At 62.6% G+C, this 20,504-nt stretch carries 8 protein-coding genes; 1 reads left to right on the top strand and 7 read right to left on the bottom strand.

The window, feature by feature from the left end; all coding sequences use genetic code 11:
* Positions 1-88 precede the first annotated feature (88 nt).
* A complete protein-coding gene (locus LK03_RS08740) occupies positions 89-2,242 on the bottom strand; it encodes a peptidase domain-containing ABC transporter (protein ID WP_049870455.1) in 2,154 nt (717 codons plus the stop codon).
* Between the two features lie 36 nt (positions 2,243-2,278).
* On the bottom strand, positions 2,279-7,237 hold the full coding sequence (locus LK03_RS08735; RefSeq protein ID WP_167334490.1) for a S8 family serine peptidase: 4,959 nt from the start codon (positions 7,235-7,237) through the stop codon (positions 2,279-2,281).
* Here LK03_RS08735 and LK03_RS22295 point away from each other — a divergent pair.
* Positions 7,232-7,771 (top strand): hypothetical protein, encoded by a 540-nt coding sequence (locus tag LK03_RS22295; RefSeq protein ID WP_167334489.1) that lies wholly within the window; start codon positions 7,232-7,234, stop codon positions 7,769-7,771. The two genes, LK03_RS08735 and LK03_RS22295, sit on opposite strands and share 6 nt — an antisense overlap.
* Here LK03_RS22295 and LK03_RS08730 read toward each other — a convergent pair.
* The 5 genes from LK03_RS08730 to recC all read right to left on the bottom strand — a co-directional run bounded on the left by LK03_RS08730 (position 7,738) and on the right by recC (position 20,421).
* Entirely contained in the window at positions 7,738-8,472 is a 735-nt protein-coding gene (locus LK03_RS08730) for a hypothetical protein (protein ID WP_038411960.1), read from the bottom strand. The two genes, LK03_RS22295 and LK03_RS08730, sit on opposite strands and share 34 nt — an antisense overlap.
* Positions 8,473-8,820: 348 nt before the next feature.
* Positions 8,821-10,797 (bottom strand): peptidase domain-containing ABC transporter, encoded by a 1,977-nt coding sequence (locus tag LK03_RS08725; protein ID WP_049870453.1) that lies wholly within the window; start codon positions 10,795-10,797, stop codon positions 8,821-8,823.
* Between the two features lie 410 nt (positions 10,798-11,207).
* Positions 11,208-13,268 (bottom strand): exodeoxyribonuclease V subunit alpha, encoded by a 2,061-nt coding sequence (gene recD / locus LK03_RS08720; RefSeq protein WP_038411959.1) that lies wholly within the window; start codon positions 13,266-13,268, stop codon positions 11,208-11,210.
* Positions 13,265-16,960 carry an exodeoxyribonuclease V subunit beta gene (gene recB / locus LK03_RS08715; RefSeq protein ID WP_038411958.1) on the bottom strand — a complete coding sequence of 1,232 codons (3,696 nt, stop codon included), beginning with the start codon at positions 16,958-16,960 and terminating at the stop codon, positions 13,265-13,267. Before recB ends, recD begins: the two co-directional genes overlap by 4 nt.
* Positions 16,957-20,421: an exodeoxyribonuclease V subunit gamma gene (recC, locus tag LK03_RS08710; RefSeq protein WP_038411957.1), complete on the bottom strand. Its 3,465-nt coding sequence runs from the start codon at positions 20,419-20,421 to the stop codon at positions 16,957-16,959. The genes recB and recC overlap by 4 nt, the downstream gene beginning before the upstream one ends.
* Between the last annotated feature and the right edge of the window lie 83 nt (positions 20,422-20,504).

The raw sequence follows: 20,504 nt of genomic DNA, 5'->3' as shown, positions 1-20,504 counted from the left end.
TCCAGGTCTTCCCCAGCAGGCCTACGGCGCGCAGACCACGCCTGGCGCCAGACCGACCCGTATCGCTGTATAACGGCTCGCCAGCGAGTCATGCGTACTCCTCCTGCTGTATATGCAGCAGCCGGGCGTAGTGTCCATCAGGCATGGCTGCCAGCTCTGCAGGAGTTCCTTGCTCTACAAGCCGCCCCTCGCTGAGTACGACAATGCGGTCGCAGGACGTCAAGGTCTCAAGACGATGGGCAATCATGATCATGGTCCGACCGCGCGCTATGGTCGGCAAGTGATTCAGCAGCTCAGTCTGGCTCTGGGCATCCAGAGCGCTGGTCGCCTCGTCGAACAACAGTATCGGCGGGTTAGTTAACAGCGCCCGCGCGATGGCGATACGCTGGCGTTGTCCACCGGACAGGTTGCCTGCCGCTTCCGTCAGCGGGGCCTGGTAACCACCAGGCAGGCGCTGGATGAACGCATCAGCGCCAGCCAGCCGGGCCGCGTTCCTGACCTGCTCTGCACCCGCGCCCGGACAGGCCAGCGCGATGTTGTCATGAACCGAGCCCTTGAACAGAAAGGGGTGTTGAGTGACAACGCCTATCTGACGTCTCAGGCTGGCCATGTCGGCCGTGGCGATGTCATGACCGTCGAGCCTCACCGTACCTTTGTCCAGTGCGGCGAACCCGAGCAGCAGTTTGAGCAGCGTGCTTTTCCCAGAGCCTGACGCACCGGTAATGCCGATGCATTGGCCCGACTCGATCACCAGGTTCAGATCCTCGAGCGCCCATGGGCGATCCTGGTCGTAGCGGAAACAGAGCGATTGCAGCGCGATATGGCCCGTCAAACGTGGCAAAACCGTTATGCCAAGCCGAGCCTGCGTCGGCTGTTCAAGAATCATCGACAAGCGCTGCAAGGCGACCTGTGCTTGCTGCCACTGAGCCCACACCTGCCCCATGCGCAATGCCGGCTGAACCACCCGGTTGGCGAACAGACTGAAGGCGATGAAACTGCCTACGCTGAGCTGACCGGCCATGACCGCCTGTACGCCCCACCAGAGAATCGCTGCCGTGACCAACTTGCTGACCAGCCCGATGGACTCCTGGGCAAAGGCCGCTGACAAGCCGAGTCGACGCTGCGCCTGAACGGCCTGAGTTATGCGGGCATCCCATTGATCAGCTGTCCAACGTTCGGCACCGATGCCTTTGAGCGTTCGCACCGCATTGAGCGACTCCACCAGAAAGCCTTGATCGTCGGCTGCGCGCACTTGCACCTGCTCAGCCAGATGACGCAGCACTGGCCCCCAGCCCAAGGCAAGCGTGGCATAGGCAACCAGCGAGACGGCCACTATGGCGGTCAGCGCGGGGCTGTAGAGCAGCATCATGGCGAGAAACACCAGGGAGAACAGCCCATCCAGAACCACGGTCAGGCTGTGGTGAGTGAGAAAGTCCCGAACGGTGTCGAGTTCACGCATCCGCGCGGCGATTTCACCCACGGGCCGCTGGGCGAAGAAGCTCGGGACGACCGTGAGCAAGTGCTCGAACAATCCTGCTTTCAGTTCGGCATCGATGCGCGCCAGAGGGTGGGCGAACAACCCGTAACGGGCCGCACTGAACAACGTTTCGAAAAGCATGACGGCAAGCAGGCCCGTCATCATCACCGCAAGCGTCGGCAGGCTGCGATGCACCAGAACATGGTCCATCACCACTTGAAAGAACAGTGGCGTGACCAGCGAAAAAGCCAGCAGACACACGCCGGCTAATAGCACCCTGCCCAGTGAACCGTGGTACTTGCGCAGCACAGGCCAGCACCACTGCAGAGCGGTGCGTTCAGGTGACGGCTGCGGCGCAGCGGGACGCAGCAGCACCGTTGCACCCGCACATCTGCTCGACAGTCCCGCATGACTGACAGCGAAGGGTTTGGCGTCGCCGGAGTATTGGATATAGGTTCTGTTGGCGCAGCGACGCCAGAGAACGAAGGGTCGGTTCTCGCGATCGTAGCCAATCGCTGGCAATGGCAGACGGTGCAGACGTCCACGACCCCTTTGAACCTGCGTATCGAACCCCGCTGACCGGGCCGCATGCTGAAACTGATCGAGGCTCAATGGCTGCCCCTGCTGAGCGAATTCGTGGGCCAAGGTATCCGCACAACAGGCCAGTCGGTAATGGCGAGCGAGTTGGGCCAACGCCCACAGTGACGGGTCGACCGACGGCTCGGGGTCGAAAGGCTTGGTCATTGGCGAGTCTTCCAGAAGCATGCCGCCCCTCCAGGGCGGCAGTGGTAGAGGAAAGTGTCAGGCAACTTGAGCGAGCACAGGCGCAAAGGAGGGTTGGCGCAGCTCTGGTGGCGTAGCAAAGCCACCGGAATCGTCGGCGCTGAAGGCAGCCATGGCATGCCGGAGCGCTGCCGGATCTGGTAAGGCTGGCGCTCCCAGCACTGCCCGGTCCACCTCCTGTGGATCGATCACCGCCAGCAACTGCTGCGCCGTCGACGTCGCGGGTTCGGGCAGGTAGGGCGTGCTTCCTGCCGGCGCGTACAGAAAGTGCTCGGGACCAAGGTGGTTGGGGTCCAGTCCATCGAGGTACACCACGTCGATGAAGCGACCTGCGCTGTCGGGCTGCGTGTTGACCTGGGCACCGTTGGCCAGTGCCAGCCCGTTGATGACGATCCGCTCGCGTTTCTGGATGGACAATTGACTCCACTCGGAGATACCCAATTGCGACAGGTCGATCTTGTCGGTGGCCGGATTGAAGCCGCGCATGGCGTTGCCAAGGTTGGTCTGTCCCTCTTGCCGGGCAGCGACGAAAATTGCGGGTGCCGGACCTTGACGTTCGTACACCACTCCACCGAGCTCAGCCTTGGCACGCCCCTCAAGGTCGAACTTGAGACTTACCCCTTTACCGCCACCGGTCATGACGACCTCTCCAGGACGTGATTCCGGGATCGCGGTCGGTGGCGTTACAGCCCCGTCGAAATAGCCATCGGGAAGGCTGAACTGTCGATCGAAGCGCACGTGCTCCGCTGCCAGGCTTGCTGCTTGGGTGCCCATCAAATGGATGCGCTGGCCCTGGGGCAGCTGGATGAGCGTGTGGTCCTGCTCCTGAGTGATGGTCAGTTCTGCAAAGCTCCCGACGCCCGTTCCGCTCAGATGCAGCAGCTCGTTCTTGCCTACATCGAAGCCTTGGAGATAGTCCTGTCCACCCGCCCGCTGGCGAACCACATAGAGGTCTCGACCGCCGCCTCCAGTCAGGGTATTGGCACCTCGTCCGCCATCGAGCACGGTGCCGTCTTCGGAGGCTATGAGATGATCGTTGCCATCGCCGCTGACGAGTCGGTTCAGTGCACCGGGTGAGACGATCGCCAGAGGCTGACCTGCCAACGTTGCATTGCCCAGTTGCAGGTCGACCCTGACATCGCTGGACACGGCGGCTGCATTGAAGGTGTTGAAGCCGCCGGCAGTACCCTGCACGGCGTCATCGAGTGTTGCACGGGCTGTATCCTGGGCCAGGCTGGCAAACGCGTCGGTGTAGACGTACTGGTCATCCGCAGAGGCCGCTTCGCCATAGACGCGCATTCCCCAGCCGTGCAACGTGATCGGCTTGCCGCCTTCGGCGTTGATCGCCTCCAGCGCCCAAGTGCCTTGGCTGTACTCGCCCCAGTGCTGGGTAGACATGAAGCTGTAGTTGAACGTGCCACTGCGCTCGCTGCCACGGTCGGCATCGCCAGCACCTTCGCCGAAGCGCTTTTTCCCTGCGCGGTCGAGCAGCAGGCTCTGGGTACCGGACGGTGAGGTCAGGCGCAGTTGCAAGTCGCCCAATTGACCGACTTCGCTGTACAGATCGACCTCGACATGTTCGATCTTCACGCCCGCCGTCATGGCCTGCTCGGCGCGCATGGACTGACCTGCCGCAAGCACATGATCGAGCGTCGTCTTGCCTGCCCCCAGCGTTGCCTCATTGTTCAGCGTGCGGGTACCGGTCCAGCTTTCGGCCAGGCGCACCGCAGCGCGAGCGTCGACCTTGCCGAAACCGTAATCGTCGCTTTTGCGCAACCCGCCGCCGTTCCAGTGCCGTGCGCCGTTGTCCGTCCATACGGTCGCAGCGTCGGATACCGAGGTCGCGGACAGCGCGAGGATGTGCTGCACATCGCGGTAGCCCAACGATGGGTTGGCCTCCAGCATCAACGCCGCTACACCGGAAACGATCGGTGCAGCAAAGCTCGTGCCTTGAGTGGACGCATGGTCGCTACCGAAGAACGCTCCGCGCGCAGTTTCCACCTTACGGCTTGGGGCAAGCACGTTGCTTCCCGGCGCCGAGACCAGCAAGCTGCTGCCGGGGTTGGAAAACGGCGCAGCGCCAATGTGCAATGTGGACAGGTCGCCGGTGGCGTTGATCGCGCCCACCTGGATGCCATAGCGGCTGTTGTTGGTCAGTGAACCTTGCGCGCTCCCCCCCTCTGCACGCTTGTTGCCGCCTGAACTGACGATGACCGTACCCAGCCCTCCCCTGCCGTTACCCGCTGCATACTGACTGGTGAGCATGAGAGCGGTCTCGGTGGTGACCCCGCCACTGGTGAGATTCGTCAGGCCGAAATCGGTGGCGAACCCCCAGCTGTTATTGGCGACATCGTAGTGCGAGGTGTTGGTCAGACCCTTGAGATCGTCGCCGCGGTTGGCCAAATGGTGCCCACCCAATGTGGCACTCGGTGCGACGCCCACGGCGCCCTGCCCATCCCGCGCTGCGGCGATCACCCCGGCGACCTGAGTGGCGTGATTGGAGAACTGCGGCGGCAGGATGCCCTCCTTGCGTTGCGAGGCGAGCCACGCCGGATCGACGTTGGCAGCCAGGTCCGGGTGATGGATATCGAACGTTTCCGGCCCCACGGAGAACTCACCACCAGGCTCGAACACGCCAACTCGCACGCCTTTGCCGCTGTACTGTTCCCAAACAGGCAATACGCCGATATCCGCCAAGTACCATTGCCGCGCAGCCAGCGGATCATCGGGCACCTGATCGGTCAGCAGATGCACCTCACCACGCATGGGCGCCGCTTCGCCGGTTTTCAGGCTCACTACATCCATCGCCGGATTGCCCGCCGCATCGACGACCGCATACTTGAACCCCATGGCGCCATGGCCGGCAAGATCTGGGGTGAACAGTACATCGCCATTTTCATCGAGTACCGCTGTGCCGCCCAGGGCATCGCCCACTTCATGGATGCGCAGCGGACCTTGACTGCCCATGGGCTGGTCGTTGCCCAGCAGCGCTGCCGCAGCGATGACTCGAGCGCCATCGCATCGCGTCAGGCCCTGGCCCGCAGCGTCGGTTCGAACGCTGTCCGTTACGGGCATAGCGCCCGGCCCGCCCAGAGTGACGGCGGAAATATCGGCGAAATTCAGCTTCTGGATGCGCGTCAGGGTCAAGGCGCCGTCTCGCCCCGCCACCTTGTCCTCGATGCGATAGCCGGTCACGGTCGGGATGATGCTGTACTCACCGTGGTTGCCATGCAAACCCACGATGTTGATTCCACCACCGCCATCGATCAGCGCATCGCCCTTGCCAGCCTCGATGACATCATCGGCATCACGCCCGTGGATGGTCGCCTGGCCTGCCCCGGCATAGATGATGCTCCCCTGCATGGACCCATAGATGAGGTCGTTGCCAGGCCCGGCATAGATCACCGACTTGCCCGCACCACCCACGATGGTATTGCGTCCCTGGCCACCGACCAGCACATCGTTGCCGCCGCCGCCGATCAGGGTGCTGCCCGCAGCACCGCCTTTGAGGTAAACACCGTAATTGCCGCCAGCGATCAATACATCATGGCCGCGCCCGCCCTGGGCCATGAGCAGTCCAGCCTTGGCCAGATTCAGCGCGACACCCTGGTCACCCACCACGATGGCGCTGTCACGCCCGCCGCCGCCGCTGATCTGCGAGGGGTCATCGCTGGCGCTGATGATGAACACATCATCACCCGCACCGCCCTCATAACGATTGCTGCCGCCGCCACCCATCAGCCAACTGCCTTCGGCTGCCGCCTTGAGCGTGTCGTTGCCCTGCCCGCCTTGTACGGTCTGCACGCCCAGTGCCTGGGCGTCCAAGGTCACGCCGCTGGCGTCTTGACTGACATAACTGGCGCGGATCACATCGGCGCCGCGGCTTTCGATACGCTGCCCGTGCTCGTCCGCCTGCAGGCGATGGCCCACCGCATCGCTGAGAAAGCTCACGGCAACCGCTTCGCGCTGTTCTCCAGCCAGGGTGAAGGTGCCGCTGGCGCGTCGTGTATTACCGGTCGGGTCGACGACGTCCTGTGCCGACGCGGCTACGGCGATGTCGGAAATTGACCACGCGTCGAGGGTTTTCAGTTCATCCGGCTCACTGCTGCCATTGCGGTTGTCATCGCTCCACACACGCAACTGGGTCCATTGCGTATCCGCAGCGGTGATATGGCCATCGCCATCGCTGTCCAGCGATGCAAGAGCGGCGAAGGCGTGCGGAAAAGTCACCTCACCCGGCTCGCCTGCCTCTCCAGACTTGCCGCCCAGGTACTCGGACACCAACTGCCCGCCATGGCGAACGCTTCCGGTACCATCGTCGAGCACCAACAAACCAGTGCCAGCCCCGGCCCAGCCGGTGCGTCGAACCGCACCGCTGTTGTCGATATCGAACACAGTGCCATCGGCGATGGAGGTCATCTTCACGCCCTGGCCGGTCAGGTCGAGAAGCAACGGATCGACGTAGATATTGTTGATGGTGTTGACGCTGAGGTTGTTGATCAGCAGGTTGTTCTGCAGCCGTTCCGAAGGTGTGCAGGCATCTCCCTTGTCGATGTATGCCTCCTGCAGCGCCTCGTTGAGACTGACATTGGGATCGCGCTGCATCTGCCCGGGTCGCAGCCCACCGGTGGCAAGGCTGGCGCTCTGTGTCGAGAACAGGTCGGTCTTGTCGAGCTGCCCGTTTTCCAGGCGAATCTGATGGGTTGGCTCGAAAACTGCGTTGCCATTGCGCACCGAGTCGACGGCTTCGGTTTCTTCGCGGGTGCTGTCTTTGGGTAGGAGGTCGGTCTGGATGTTGATCATCGGTTCTTCTTTGCGGAAGTATGGCTCCAGGCCAATGAGTTGTTCCGCAGCATCTTTGCCTATCACTTGCGCATGTTTCAGAAGCGGGCCTTGCAACGCCGATGCTACTTCCGGACTGGCCATACGTCCCATCCATCCGCTGACCTCACCATCCGGAGCCGTAGAGGCATGCATGGCCATTTCCTTGAAGGTACTGCCGGCGATGATCATTTCGCCGGTGAAGTCGCCGGCTTGTTTGAGCGTGCTTTCCCAGTAAGCTTGGTGCTCGCTCTTTGGGATCACCTTAAGTACAGCATCGAGTGTCCAGTATTCTGGAGCGAGGCCTGCTTGAGTGAACGCTCGATTGTGAAAATCGATTGCTTGATCGAGGCTCACATCACCATTCAACAATCCTTCATTGACGTTTTTTCGTATCGCCACGAGCGCCGACTCGGCCATCAGCAACTTAACCTCATCTCGCTTGAAACCCGGCATTGGCTCACCATGTTTCTCCGCGTAGACGCGATTCATAAATCCCACAGCGGCATTGCCAGCATACCCATCTTCTTTCGCAACACCATTAGCCAGCTTGGCATACCGAGAACCCTTGAGTTCGAGGAAATCGTAAAAGCTACTAGGCCCTTGCTCACTGAGCAGCTTCTGTGCGTGGATAATATCTTCAGGCGTCAGCTTCATCATTTTTCTCCATCCAGTTTTTTGTATTTATAGACAGCCAAATGTTTTTCAGCAGATGACAGATACAATTTCCAGTCGCCGATATAATCAACCACAAAGTTGACCTCAATCGAAACACCCAAAGTTTCACTGTATGTTATGAACTCACATACCGAGACAGTCGTTTCCACACTACAGCTGCCTAGCACGACTGGATATTGTTTAGACGCAGGCCTCCAGAAAACGCGCTCGACCTTCACGAATTTCGAATCAAAGTAGTAAAGGCCCAACTTTTCATCATAGCCATCCCTCACGTCGGCTAGCTGGTTGATTCTTTTGGCACTCATCATGTTATCCAAGTACTTGAGATCCACGATCGCTGCCAGCCTAAGCGTTACAGGGCAGCTACTATTGTCTGCATCGAAATAGTTGGCCAAGAGATAGTTTGGCGCACACATCTTAGCCAAAAGGCCTGTGAACTGATCAAAACATCCACGTTCGGCATTTAAAAACTTTCCACTCCACGGATCATCCCCCACATACTGAGCCCACGAACCAAATATCGATTTCGGAAACTTGTAGACCCACTCACCAAACACGCCACACAGGTAATTGCTGTCGTTCTGCGATATCGCCGTGCCCGTATCATGGGTTGTGGCAGGCGGCGGTGGATGGGCGTCGCCGTGCGACAGGTAACTGAGTCGAACTGCCGCGAATACGGCCAGGGCCAGCATCACCAGTGTGGTTTTTGTCATGGATTCACACCTCGAATATCAATATTCAACTGCGACTTCCCGCATGCAGGAAGTTTATCTATCCCGCCATCCGCTCGGGCTGCACACCCACCACTTGCCGATCAAGCACTTCAAAGAAATGCTTCCAGCGAGCGATATGCTTCATGAAAAAATCACTTCGACTCGCGGGGATATGCTCCACCTGTGCACTGCGTTTCATGTAAATGGCAAACATCGAAACGAGCACTGGGAAAAATATAACCAGCCAATATCGCGATCTCATTAATAACTCCCATGGGCATAGTTCGAATATGGACCTCGAGGTATTGCTGTTTCGATTCAGGGAACGACGACATGCTTCAGCCGGATTTATTTCGACTGCTGTTCACTGAATTCAATGATCCGCTCAGCCGCTCTGAGTGCTTGGGCCTTGTGCGCGATGATCAGCACCGTTCGGTCTTTGCTGATATCAGGCATGCGTTCGAGGATGTAACGCTCGGCGTCGGCATCCAGCGCACTGGTTGCTTCATCCATGATCAGGATGCGCGGCTTGGCGAACAGCGCACGTGCCAGGGCGATGCGCTGGCGCTGGCCGCCGGAGAGTGAGCCTCCGCCTTCCTGCAGTACGGTTTCATAGCCTTGGGGGAGCTTGAGAATGAACTCATGGGCGCCGGCCAAGCGCGCGGCCACCAGTACTTCGCTCAGCGGCGCGCCCGGATCGTTGATGGCGATGTTCTCGCGCACGCTGCGACTGAGCAGTACCGAATCCTGGGCCACGACCCCAACCTGCTGGCGCAAGGACAGCGGCTGCACGGTCGCCAGATCGATTCCGTCGATCAGTACCTGGCCACGCTCGGGAATCACCAGTTTCTGCAGCAGCAAGGCCAGCGTGCTTTTCCCGCAACCGGATGGTCCTCGAATGCCAATGACCTCGCCTGGTCTTACCCGCAGCGAAAAGCTGTTGAGAATCAGAGGCTGGCCTGGGGCATAGCGGAAATGGACGTTGCGAAACTCAAGCGCCCCGGTAATGACAGGCATTGCCTGGAGCGTGGAATCACTATCTTCACGGGGTGCATCCAGCACGTCGGCCAGGCGATGCATGGCAATGGCGGCTTGCTGCAGATGCACCCAGAGCTGGGCGAGCCGTTGCACGGGCTGTGCGATGCGCGCAGCCAGCAGGTTGAACGCGATCAGTTGCCCCAGCGACAACTGTGACCGGATGACCAGCCAGGCGCCGATCCCCAGTACCGCTGCGGTGGTCAGCTTGCCGACCAGCTCCACACTGTGCTGCATCAGCATGGATGCATTGCCAGCCCGAAACCCGGCAGACAAGGTACGTGCTTGCAGGCTCGTCCAACGTCGCCTGAACAAGGGTTCAGCCGCGAGGATCTTCACCGTGTCGATACCGCGTAAGGTTTCCAGCAAGAACGTGTGCTGGGCAGCGCTGTGCCTGGCGTGCTGCTCCACCCGCTGCCGCAGATGGGGGGTGACCCACAGGGCCAGCAGCCCGTATAGCGGCAGCGAGCCCAGCACCACCAGCGCCAGCAGTGGGCTCAGCAGGAACAATGCCGCCCCGAAGAACAGGAAAAACGCAGCGTCGATCAGCGCACTGAGGGTGTGCGCAGAAAGGAAATGGCGCAGGGTTTCCACCTCGCCCAGCCGCGCCACCAGATGCCCGCACTGCCGCGCCTGGAAGAACGGCAGCGGCAGAGCCAACAGGTGACGGTAGAGCTGACTGCCCAGCGCGGCATCGATGCGCGCGCTGGTGTGCTCCAGCACGTAGGTGCGGATGGTGCTGAGCGCACTTTCCAACAACGCCACCACAACACAGGCGATGACCAACACTTCGAGCGTATGCAGGTTGCGATGCAACAGCACTTTGTCCATCGCCGCCTGGAACAACAGCGCAGACATGAGCGCGAACACTTGCAACCCGAACGCTGCGATCAGCACTTGCCCCAGACATTTGCGGTGCTCTACCAGTGAGGGCAAGAACCAGCTGAAATCGAACCTCGCCAGACTGCCCATGGCTGCCTGAACGGGGTGCAACTCCAGCAACTGTCCAGACCAACGAGTGGCTAGTTCGGCCAATGGCAGAGTATTCGACTGACCGCTGAGCGGGTCATGGATCAACGCTTCTCCATCGCGCAGGGCGGCAAGGATGAACCCATATCCATCAATACCAAGAAGGAGGGCCGGGCAGGTTGTTTCGTTCAGATCAGCGGTAGTACCGCGCCGGTATTCACCTGCCAGACCTAACTGCCGAGCGTGATCGAGCAACGAGTCCCAGCCGATGTCGCAGTACTCTGGGGTGCCGACCTCGAGCTGGTGATAGCGGCTGATCATGTGTAGGCATGCCAAAAGGCTTGCTGCGGGAGTTTCCATGGTAATGGCCTGCTCGACGAAGTCAGTGCAAGACTATCCATGCCCGGCCATAGGCGATGTCAGCTCTGATCCGAAGACTTCGCGGGACTTTTCGTGGCGCGTTCCTACAGCTCTGTAGGAAAAGCAAAAAGTACCCATGCTGGCAGTAGGAAAAGGTTGCTCAATTCGTAAGAATTTCTCAACCGGATGCTGCCGCTCCACAAGGCTAGTAGCGGCCAATCGGGAGGCGCACCATCTGCGGCCATGCTTGCCCAGATAGCTCGAATTCAGTACCCGACCAAGCAGAACGCCATAGGTGGTCCCACCCGGCGTCAGAACGCTTTGTAGGAACCCCGACACAGAAAGTTACGACCTTAAACGCTTAACCGTCTTCACAACCCTTGACCACCCTCCAACATCAACCCACTCAACCGCCGCACCCGCCGCTTCACCGCCTCCTCGAACACCCCGACCCGTGGCTCGACCAGGGTGAACCAGGTGCGTGCGCGGGTGATGCCGGTGTAGACCAGCTCTTTGGTCAGTACCGGGTTGAGCACGTCCGGCAAGATCAGCGCGGTGTGCTCGAACTCCGAGCCCTGGGACTTGTGCACGGTCATGGCGTAGACGGTTTCGACATCGTTGAGGCGGCTGGGCAGCACCAGCCGTACGCCGCCCTGACCGTCGTTGCGTGGGAAGGCCACGCGCAGGGTGAGGCGCTCGCTGTGTTCGGCTTCGGGCAGGCGCAGGGTGATGCCGATGTCGCCGTTCATCAGGCCCAGACCGTAATCGTTGCGGGTGATCAGCACCGGGCGGCCTTCATACCACGGGTGGTCGCCTTCGATCAGGCCGGCGGCCTGCAGGGCGCGGGTGGCCCGCTGGTTGATCGCCTCGACGCCCCAAGGGCCCTTGCGCACGGCGCAGAGGATCCGGAAGCGATCGAACGCGCTGAGCACCGCAGCGGCCCAGTGCTGCCAGGCTGGGTCGGCCAGTGCGGTGGTGGCGGGGGGACGCTGGCGTTGCAGGGTGTCGAAATAGCTCCGGTAGCCTGCAGCCTGGCTGCGTCCCTGGGCGCTGCCGTTGACCAGCAGGCGATCCAGCGCGGTGTCCTGCTCGCCCAGCAGGCGGCAGCTGGTGATGTCGGCGAACTGCGTGTGCGCGAGGGCGCGCCGGGCATCGGCCGGGCGTTGCTCGTTGACTGCACGGGCCAGCTCGCCGATCCCACTGCCTTCGGCGAAACGCCGGGAATGACGCAACATCACCACTTGTTGCGCGAGTACGTGACGCTGCTCATCGCCCTCGCGCAAGCCACTGGCATCCAGACGCTCGCCGTTGACCGTCTCCAGCCACGCCCACGTGGCAGGGCTATAGAACCCCGCTTCGGCATCGCGACACAGATCGCCCAGCACCGCCCCGGCCTCGACCGAGGCCAGTTGGTCCTTGTCGCCCAGCAGCACCAGGCGGGCCTTGGGCGGCAGGGCTTCGAGCAGGTTGGCCATCATTTCCAGGTCGATCATCGACGCCTCGTCGACCACCAGCACATCCAGCGGCAGCGGATTGCCGCGGTGATGGCGGAAGTGTCTAGTGCCGGGTCGGCTGCCGAGCAGGCGATGCACGGTCGTCACCTCGGTGGGAATGCGTGCCTTGATCGCTGGATCGACGTCGAGGCTCTGCACCTGGGCACCAATGGACTCGGTAAGCCGCGCAGCCGCCTTGCCGGTCGGCGCGGCCAGGCGAATGCGCAGTGGCCGCTCGGCCGCCACCCGCGGTCCTTGCAACAGCGCCAGCAGACGCACCACGGTGGTGGTCTTGCCGGTGCCAGGGCCGCCCGTGATGATGCTCAGCGCCGCTCGGGTGGCCAGGGCGCAGGCGAGTTTCTGCCAGTCGATGCGCGGTTCGGCGGTGGGCGGAAACAGCGCCGCCAGGCGCGTCGGCAAGTCGTCTGGAACCTCCACCGGCAGGGCCAGGCGCTTGTGCAGACTGCTCTGCACTGCCCGCTCGTAGGTCCAGTAGCGGCGCAGGTACAAGCGCTCACCGCTGAGCACCAGGGGCCGGTCATGCGGGCCGTGCTCACCCTGCGCAACCAGGCTGGAAGCGTTCAGAGCATCGAGCCATGGCCCCAGTTGCACCTCGGCCATCACGCTCGAGGGCAGGATTTCCACGGTGTGGCTGTCTTCACCTTCCGGCGGCAGCGACAGGGCGAAGTCCGGCTCGGCCAAGGTTTGCGCCAGATCGAGGCAGACATGCCCGTGGCCTAGCTGGTGGCTGGTCAGCGCTGCGGCCAGCAACACCAATGGTTGCGCGGATGCCGCATGTTCAGCCAGAAAGCGCACCAGGGCGACGTCCAGCGGGCGCAACCAGCCGCGCTCGACCCAGCGCTGCAACACGACGAACAGCTCGTCCGTGGTGTTCAGGGACGGTGCCGGCAGGTCGACAGAAGCGAACAGATCGGTCATGGGTACGCCTCGCCGAACAGGTCAGCCTGGGCCGCGGTGGCCAGGGTATGCAGCTTGCCCTGGAACAACAGGTCGAGTTCCTCGATCAGCACCCTGGGTGGACGGCTGAAGTGCACGCCGCGACTGAGCGCGCTGAGCCCGCGCAAGAAGATGAACAACGCCCCGCCGATATGGCGGTCGTAATCGTAGTCCGGCAGACGAGCTTTGAGCTGGCGATGCAGGGCCAGCAGGTAGAGCACGCATTGCAGGTCGTAACGGTGTTCGAGCATGGCGCCCTCCATGGCCACCGGGGAATAACTGGCGTTCTCGGCGCCCAGCCAGTTGGACTTGTAGTCGGCGACGTAATAGCGGCCTTCGTGCTCGAAACACAGGTCGATGAAGCCTTTGAACAGGCCGTTGAGGCGACCGCTCTCGGCCGCAGCGCGGGGCGCGCCGTGATGGGTATGCTGGCGCACCAGCGTATCGAGGCGCAGTACATCGACCTCGCGGCTGGCGAACCAGAATTCCATCTCGAAACGGTAATCAACGAGCTCGCACAGGCGCACCTCAGCCCCCTCGCCTGCCGGCATCGGCACCGTCAACAGGTGGCTCAGCCAGGCTTCCAGGGTCGGTATCCAACCATCCCAGCCGCGCGTGGCGCAGCGCCGGGCGACACCATCACGCAGGACCTCGGGTTGCTGCGCCAACGCCGCGAAGCCCTCGCGCGCGGTCCACTCCAACAGGCCGTGGAGAAAGGTGCCGGGATGCGGACCGCGGGGAAACTGGTGGATCGAGCCGTGGCCTGGGTAGAACTCATCGGCCTGGGCCAGCGGCTCGTCGTCGAGCAGGTTCTGCGCCAGCAGGCTGTCCGGTGCCCACTCACCGCTGACGCTGTCGGCAATGCGCAGGGCACTGTACGAAGCGATCCACCAATGCTCGGCCGCACGCCGGCCCGGCTCGCGTGCGGGCTGCAAGCGCTGTTCGCCGCGTACCGGCACATACAGCTGCTCAGCCACCTCAGGCAAGCTTTGCACGGCGAGCGCCGGGCAACCGTTGGCCATGTCGTTCAGCCAGCCGGCCAGACCTGCGGACGCCTCCAGCGGCACGCCTCCACCGAGCAGGTACCCCAACGCCGAGCGGTGCAACTGCGAACGGCTTTCGCGACCTCGTTTGAGATCGGCCACGCCCAGCCAGCAGGCGTACTGGGCACGGGTCAGGGCCACATAAAGCAGGCGCAGGTCTTCACCGAGGCGCTCATCGTCGGCGGCGGCGAGCACCGCTTCATCCGGGGTCATGGTCAGGCGCAGTTCGCCGTCCGTGTCGTGCCAGCTGACAGGCAATCGGGTGCCGTCCACCGGCCGCGTGTTGCACACGAACGGCAGGAATACCAAGGGGTATTCCAGGCCTTTGGACTTGTGAATGGTCACCACCTTGACCAGTTGCTCGTCGCTTTCCAGACGCACCACCTGCTCTTCGCCGCCATCCACTTCGCTGGTGAGCCGCTCGCTCAGGTAGCGCACCAGCGCCTGTTCGCCGTCCAGCTCGGAGGAAGCTTGCTGCAACAACTCGGTCAGGTGCAGCAGGTTGGTCAGCACCCGCTCGCCGTCGCCCTGGGCCGCGAGGCGCACCGGCAGCTGGAAGTCGTGCAGCAGCCGGCGCAGCATGCTCAACACACCTTGGCTGCGCCATAGCGTGCGGTAGTCACGGAACTGCATGACGCGCCGTTCCCAGGCCAGCTCGTCACGGTTCAGCGCATCCAGCTCGGCCAGCGGGCGTGCCAGGGTGACGCTGGCCAGCGCGGCGCGCAGCAGGCGCTCGGCGTCCGGCTCGGCGCAGGCGCGCAGCCAGGCCAATACATCGACCGCTTCCTGGCTGCGGAATACCGATTCCTTGTCGGACAGATACACGCTGCGTACACCGCGCAGGCGCAGCTGCGCACGAATGGCGCGGGCCTCGCCGCCATCGCGCACGAGGATGGCGATATCGGCCGGGGCGAGCGGGCGCTGGGTGCCGTCTGCCTGGTCGAAGCCGCACTGGCCGAGCTTGGCCAGTTCCAGCAGGCGCACGATCTCGCTGGCGCAGGCGGGCGCCAACTGATCGCGGTAGGTGCCTTTGGCCAGCGGCTTGTCGCTGGGCAGTTGCCAGAAGGTCAGGGCCGCATGCGCCTGGCCTTGCACGGCCAAGACATCTTTACGCCCCTGGGCTGCCACCGGTAGGAACGGTACCGGATTGTCGTCACCGTCACGGAACAGGAAGGCCCCTCGCCCTGCGGGCCTGCGCTCGGCATATTCGAATACCTGGTTGACCGCCGCGACCATGGCCTGGGTCGAACGGAAGTTGGTGCCCAGGCTGTGCAGGCGCCCGGCACTGGCGCGTCGCGCGCGCAGGTAGGTATGGATGTCGGCGCCGCGGAAGGCGTAGATCGCCTGCTTGGGGTCACCGATGAGGAAGATGCCCAGATCCTCGCGATTCTGCTCGATCTGGTAGATGCGCTCGAAGATGCGGTACTGCACTGGGTCGGTGTCTTGGAATTCATCGATCAGCGCCACCGGGAACTGTTCGCGAATCACCTGCGCCAGCGCCTCGCCGGCGTCCCCGCGCAAGGCTGCATCAAGGCGCAGCAGCATGTCATCGAAGCCCATTTCTGCGCGCCGACGCTTTTCACTTTCAAACCGCGCCGCAACCCAGGCCGCGGCGTGGGCCAGTGCATTGGCACCGGGGTCAGGTAATTGCTGCAAGCGCTCGCGCAGAGTGAGCATGTCATCCAGCGCCGGGTGGCTGGGCGGCTCGCCCTTCCAGGCCTCGGCCAGACCCTGCGGGGTGAGGCGCTCGAAGCCCTTGCCGATGTCCAGCGCGGTGCTTTCAGGGGTGGCCTGCCATTGTGTGAGGCTCTCGAGCCAGGGTTCGAAGTAGCGTGGTTGCAATTTACGCGCATCGACCGCTTTTGCCGCGACGGCTTGCTGCAACAGTTCGCGTAGTTGCGCGATCCATTCGCCCCATGGCGCCTTGATGGCCTCGAGCGACTGCATGCGCTGGCGCAATCCACCTTCGATATGTTGTGCCGGATCAGCCTGCTCGTCGAGTTCGCCAGCGCTGCCGAGCATCGGCCTGACCCGGCTCAGCAGTGCCCCCGGCGATTTCCACTGCTCGCGCACCCAGCTCAAGGTCTGGCCGGACATGGCGTAGCAGTACTGGCGCCAGTAATCGCGCATGACCTCGCCAAGCAGCTCGCTGTGGTCGGTTTCTAATGTCTGGGTGAACAGGCTGCCGCTGTCCAGGGCGTGCTCGCGCAGCATGCGCTGGCACCAGCCGTGGATGGTCGACACCGCCGCCTCGTCCATCCACTGCGCGGCAGCGTCCAGCTTGCTGGCGCACAGCGGCCAAGCGTCGCGTGGGTAGTCATCGCGCAGCTGTTCGAGCAGCGGATCAGGGGTGGCGATTTCCTCGCGGAAGAACTGTGCGCCTTGGGCCAGGCGTGCACGAATACGGTCGCGCAGCTCCTTGGTGGCGGCATCGGTGAAGGTCACCACGAGAATCTGCGGCGGCAGCACTTCGCGCCCAAAGCCGCTCGGCTCGCCGCCATGGCCCAGTACCAGGCGCAGGTACAGCGCAGAGATGGTGAAGGTTTTGCCGGTGCCGGCGCTGGCTTCGATGAGTTGGCTGCCGCGCAGTGGGAAGGTCAGCGCCAACGGGCGTTGGGCGGGCTGGCTCATCGGGTTTTCTCCTGGGCCTGCGCATCGACCCACGGGGCGCTGAACAGCGGTTGGTAAAGGGCTTGCACCCAGCCTTCAAACGACTCGTCGGCGCACAGTGCGGCGAAATCGGGATACTGCCGGGCCAGGGCCATGTCGCGGCTGCGCTCGCCGGCATCACCCTTGGCGAATTCCGAGCCTTCATAAGCCACCTGCGCGGCCTTGAGGGCAGCGTCTGGGTCTTTTGCGCCGAGAAACGCGAACGCGGTGCGCGGTGCCACCGGCAAGGGTTGCGACATGCCGTGACGCCAGCCCAGCAGCAGATCGGCCAGTGCCAAGCGAGCCGTTTCGCCATCCAGCGGCGCCAGTAGCAGTGTGGTATCGGCCGCGACCACAGCGGTATGCAGCGCAAGCCCCTCGCTGCACGCCGCCAGATGGTGCACCCAGCTGTCGATCAGCCGCGGCCACTTGCGTCCGCTTTTGGTGTTGATGGCGTTGGCCAGCAGCGTGACCCGCAACAGACTGCCATCGGCGGCCTCGTGCACACCTGCCAGCCAGCCCTCCACGTGCAGGCCGTGGGCGCTGAAAGACAACGGCAGGGCGCTGTCCAGGGGGGTTGGCCAGCGCGTGAGCAGCGCCTGATAGCGCTCGATCAGGTCTGGCAATGGCGCGATCAGTTCAGCTTGCAACGACTCGCCAAAGCCCGCCATGGGCAGTTGTCCACTGCCTTGCAGCCTGCTCGCCTGGTGACGCAGGCGTTCTTGCAGCGCACCTTCGCCTGCGCTGAGGATGGTCTCGAGCAGATCACTGCTCAGGGTGTAGTGCTGCAAGCCATCGAGGCTGAACGGCTCGGCTTCTTCCAGCGCGCCCTGGACCTGTTCGAAATGCACCTTCAGGCGCTGGGTGTAGAAGTGCTTAACCGGGTTGCGCAGGAAATTGCTCAGCACCTCGATCGCAAGCGGGCCCTCTGGCTCGAATGCAGCCAGGCGATCGTCCGCGGCTTCCAGCGCCTGGGGCTCATGCACGGCCTGCCATTCGCGGGCATAGCTGAACAGTGCCGGCTGACCCTGCTGGAAGTAACGAATGCTGAACGGTTGCAGGGGATGTTCGAGGGTCAGCGCTTCAAGCAACGCCTCGCCGGTAGCGGTAGTGTCAGACAAGCGCCAGCCCGCAGCGAGATGATCGCGCAATTGCCCTACCAGTACCGAAGGTGGTCGCTCGGTATTGTCACGAATGCTGCGGCCCACCCAACTGATGTAAAGCTGCTTACGCGCTGAAAGCAGCGCTTCGAGCATCAAGTAGCGGTCATCTTCCCGACGCGAACGGTCACCGGGCCGGTAATCGCTGGCCATCAGGTCAAAATCCAGCGGTTGCTGAGCACGCGGATAGTCACCGTCGTTCATGCCCAGCAGGCAGACCATCTCGAAGGGAATCGCGCGCATCGGCATCAGGGTGCAGAAATTCACCGAACCTGCGAGGAACCGATGGTTGAGGCCGCCCTGATCGAGCCCGGCCAACCAGGCTTCGCGCACGACCGTGACCGGCAACACTTCCTCCAGCTCGACCGACTCACAGGTGCGCAGCCACTGGTCGCGCAATTCGTCGAGCTGAATCAACAGCAATTCGCTGTGCTCGTCCTCGGGCTTGAAAAAGTCACTGAGCAGGCCTTGCAGGCGTTTGCCCCACACGGGTGCCGTAGCAGGCTCCAGCAGCGCCTGATACCAGTGATCGAGCCGGTCGATGAGGGCGAACAGCGGGCCGATCAGCGCAGCATCGAGCCCTCCCACTTCGTCATAGGGTTCGACTCCGGCGAAGCCTTCGCCATCACCTACCGCATAGCCCAGCAACATCCGGCGCAGGCCGAAGCGCCAACTGTTCTGTTCCATCTGCCCAGGCAAGCCCAGTGCTTCACGCTGCCGCGCATCCAGCCCCCAGCGAATGCCAGCGCCTTCGATCCAGCCATGCAGGGTGGCCAGGGACTGCTCGGGAATGTCGAACTTGGCACGTACCGCCGGAACGTCGAGCAGGTCGAGGATTTCACCCACGGCGAAACGGCTGTCGGCCAGGTGCAGGAGGTGTTCGAGGGCGATGAGCAGCGGTTCGCGACCGCGTTGCGCCTGATCGTTGAGGGTGAACGGAATGAAGCGTTTGTCCTCCCGCGGCACCTGGCCGAAGACGGCGCGGATGTGCGGGGCATAGCCGTTGATGTCCGGCACCATGACGATGATGTCGCGAGGCTTGAGCTGTGGATTGCGGGAAAAGTGTTCGAGCAGTTGATCGTGCAGCACTTCGACTTCGCGCTGCGCGCTGTGGGCGATGTGAAAGCGTATGGATTGATCGACCGCTGGATCGATGGCGGGCCATTGCTCACGGGTTTCAGCCAGTGGGCGCAGTTCGAGAATATCGTTCTGTAGCTGGTTGAGCAGCGTGTCGGCCTGCTCGTCGCTGTAGAGGTCGATCTTGCCGTCGCTGAATGCGCCCTTGTAGCTGTCCGGCTGGTCGAATTCGTCGAGCAGGGCGATGTAGTCCCTGCCCTGCTTGCCCCAGGCGGCCAGCAGTGGTTGTGCATGCTGGTGCAGGCTGGTGGCATCGAGCTGCAGGGGCATACCGGGCTTGCGGCTTTGCCGGCGATATTCGCGCCTGAGCAGCTCTTTATCGGCGACGATATCGGCCCAATGGTGGCGGCAGGGGTTGTGTACACAGAGCAACACCTGGCTGAACCGGGCCAGGCCGGCCAGCGCATGCAACACCTGCGCTGGCAGCGAAGAAATGCCGAAGACGATGACCCGGGTGGGCAGCCCGGGCGGGGCGGTCTGTGCTGACAGCACTGTCTCCATATAGCGCTGATGCACGCCTGCACGGCTTTGCGCCATGCCTTCGGTGCCAACGTCGTCGAGCAGCGCCTGCCACAACGCTGCCTGCCACTGGCTCGCTTCGCCCAATGGCCGTAGCTGATCGCGGCCATTGCGCAATTGATAGCGGCCAGCGGCCCAATCCTCCAGCCAGTCGGCGCGGTACACCTGATATTGATCGAACAGATCGGCGAGGCGCTGCGACAACTGATAACGTTTGCGCATGTCCTGGTCGTCGCGGAGAAAGCGTGCGAGCGGTGCGAACAGCGGCTGCTGCATGACTGCTGGCAGCAGACGCATGAGTCGCCAGGTCAAAGGGCCTTTGTCCAGTACGGAGGTTTCCGGAATCTCCGAGCGGCCCAACACCTCGCGGTACAACCGCCAGAGAAAACTGCCTGGCAGTTGCACATCGACAGCCGCCGCCACGCCACAACCGCCTTCGTCGACGTCGGCAGCCAGGGCCATTTTCAGCCACTGCGCGATGCCGTTGCTTTGCACCAGAGCGACTTCATTTTCCAGAGGACGCAACGGGTAGCGACGCATCCACTCAACCACCAGGCTGCGCAGGTCATCAGAGCGATTACCGTGGATCACCATGAAGCCTGGGGTGATGGATTCGAACTGCGACATTAGGGCTACCTGGTGGGAATCAAAGGGAAACGATGCCATCTGCCCCTGGGCGGAGCAACCGCAGTTGCGCTGATCTTGGGTTG

This window comes from Pseudomonas cremoricolorata (genome assembly GCF_000759535.1).
In the GTDB taxonomy this organism is placed as follows: Bacteria; Pseudomonadota; Gammaproteobacteria; order Pseudomonadales; family Pseudomonadaceae; genus Aquipseudomonas; species Aquipseudomonas cremoricolorata_A.
Note: the sequence above shows the minus strand (reverse complement) of the source record. Positions and strands in the feature narration are given on the sequence as shown.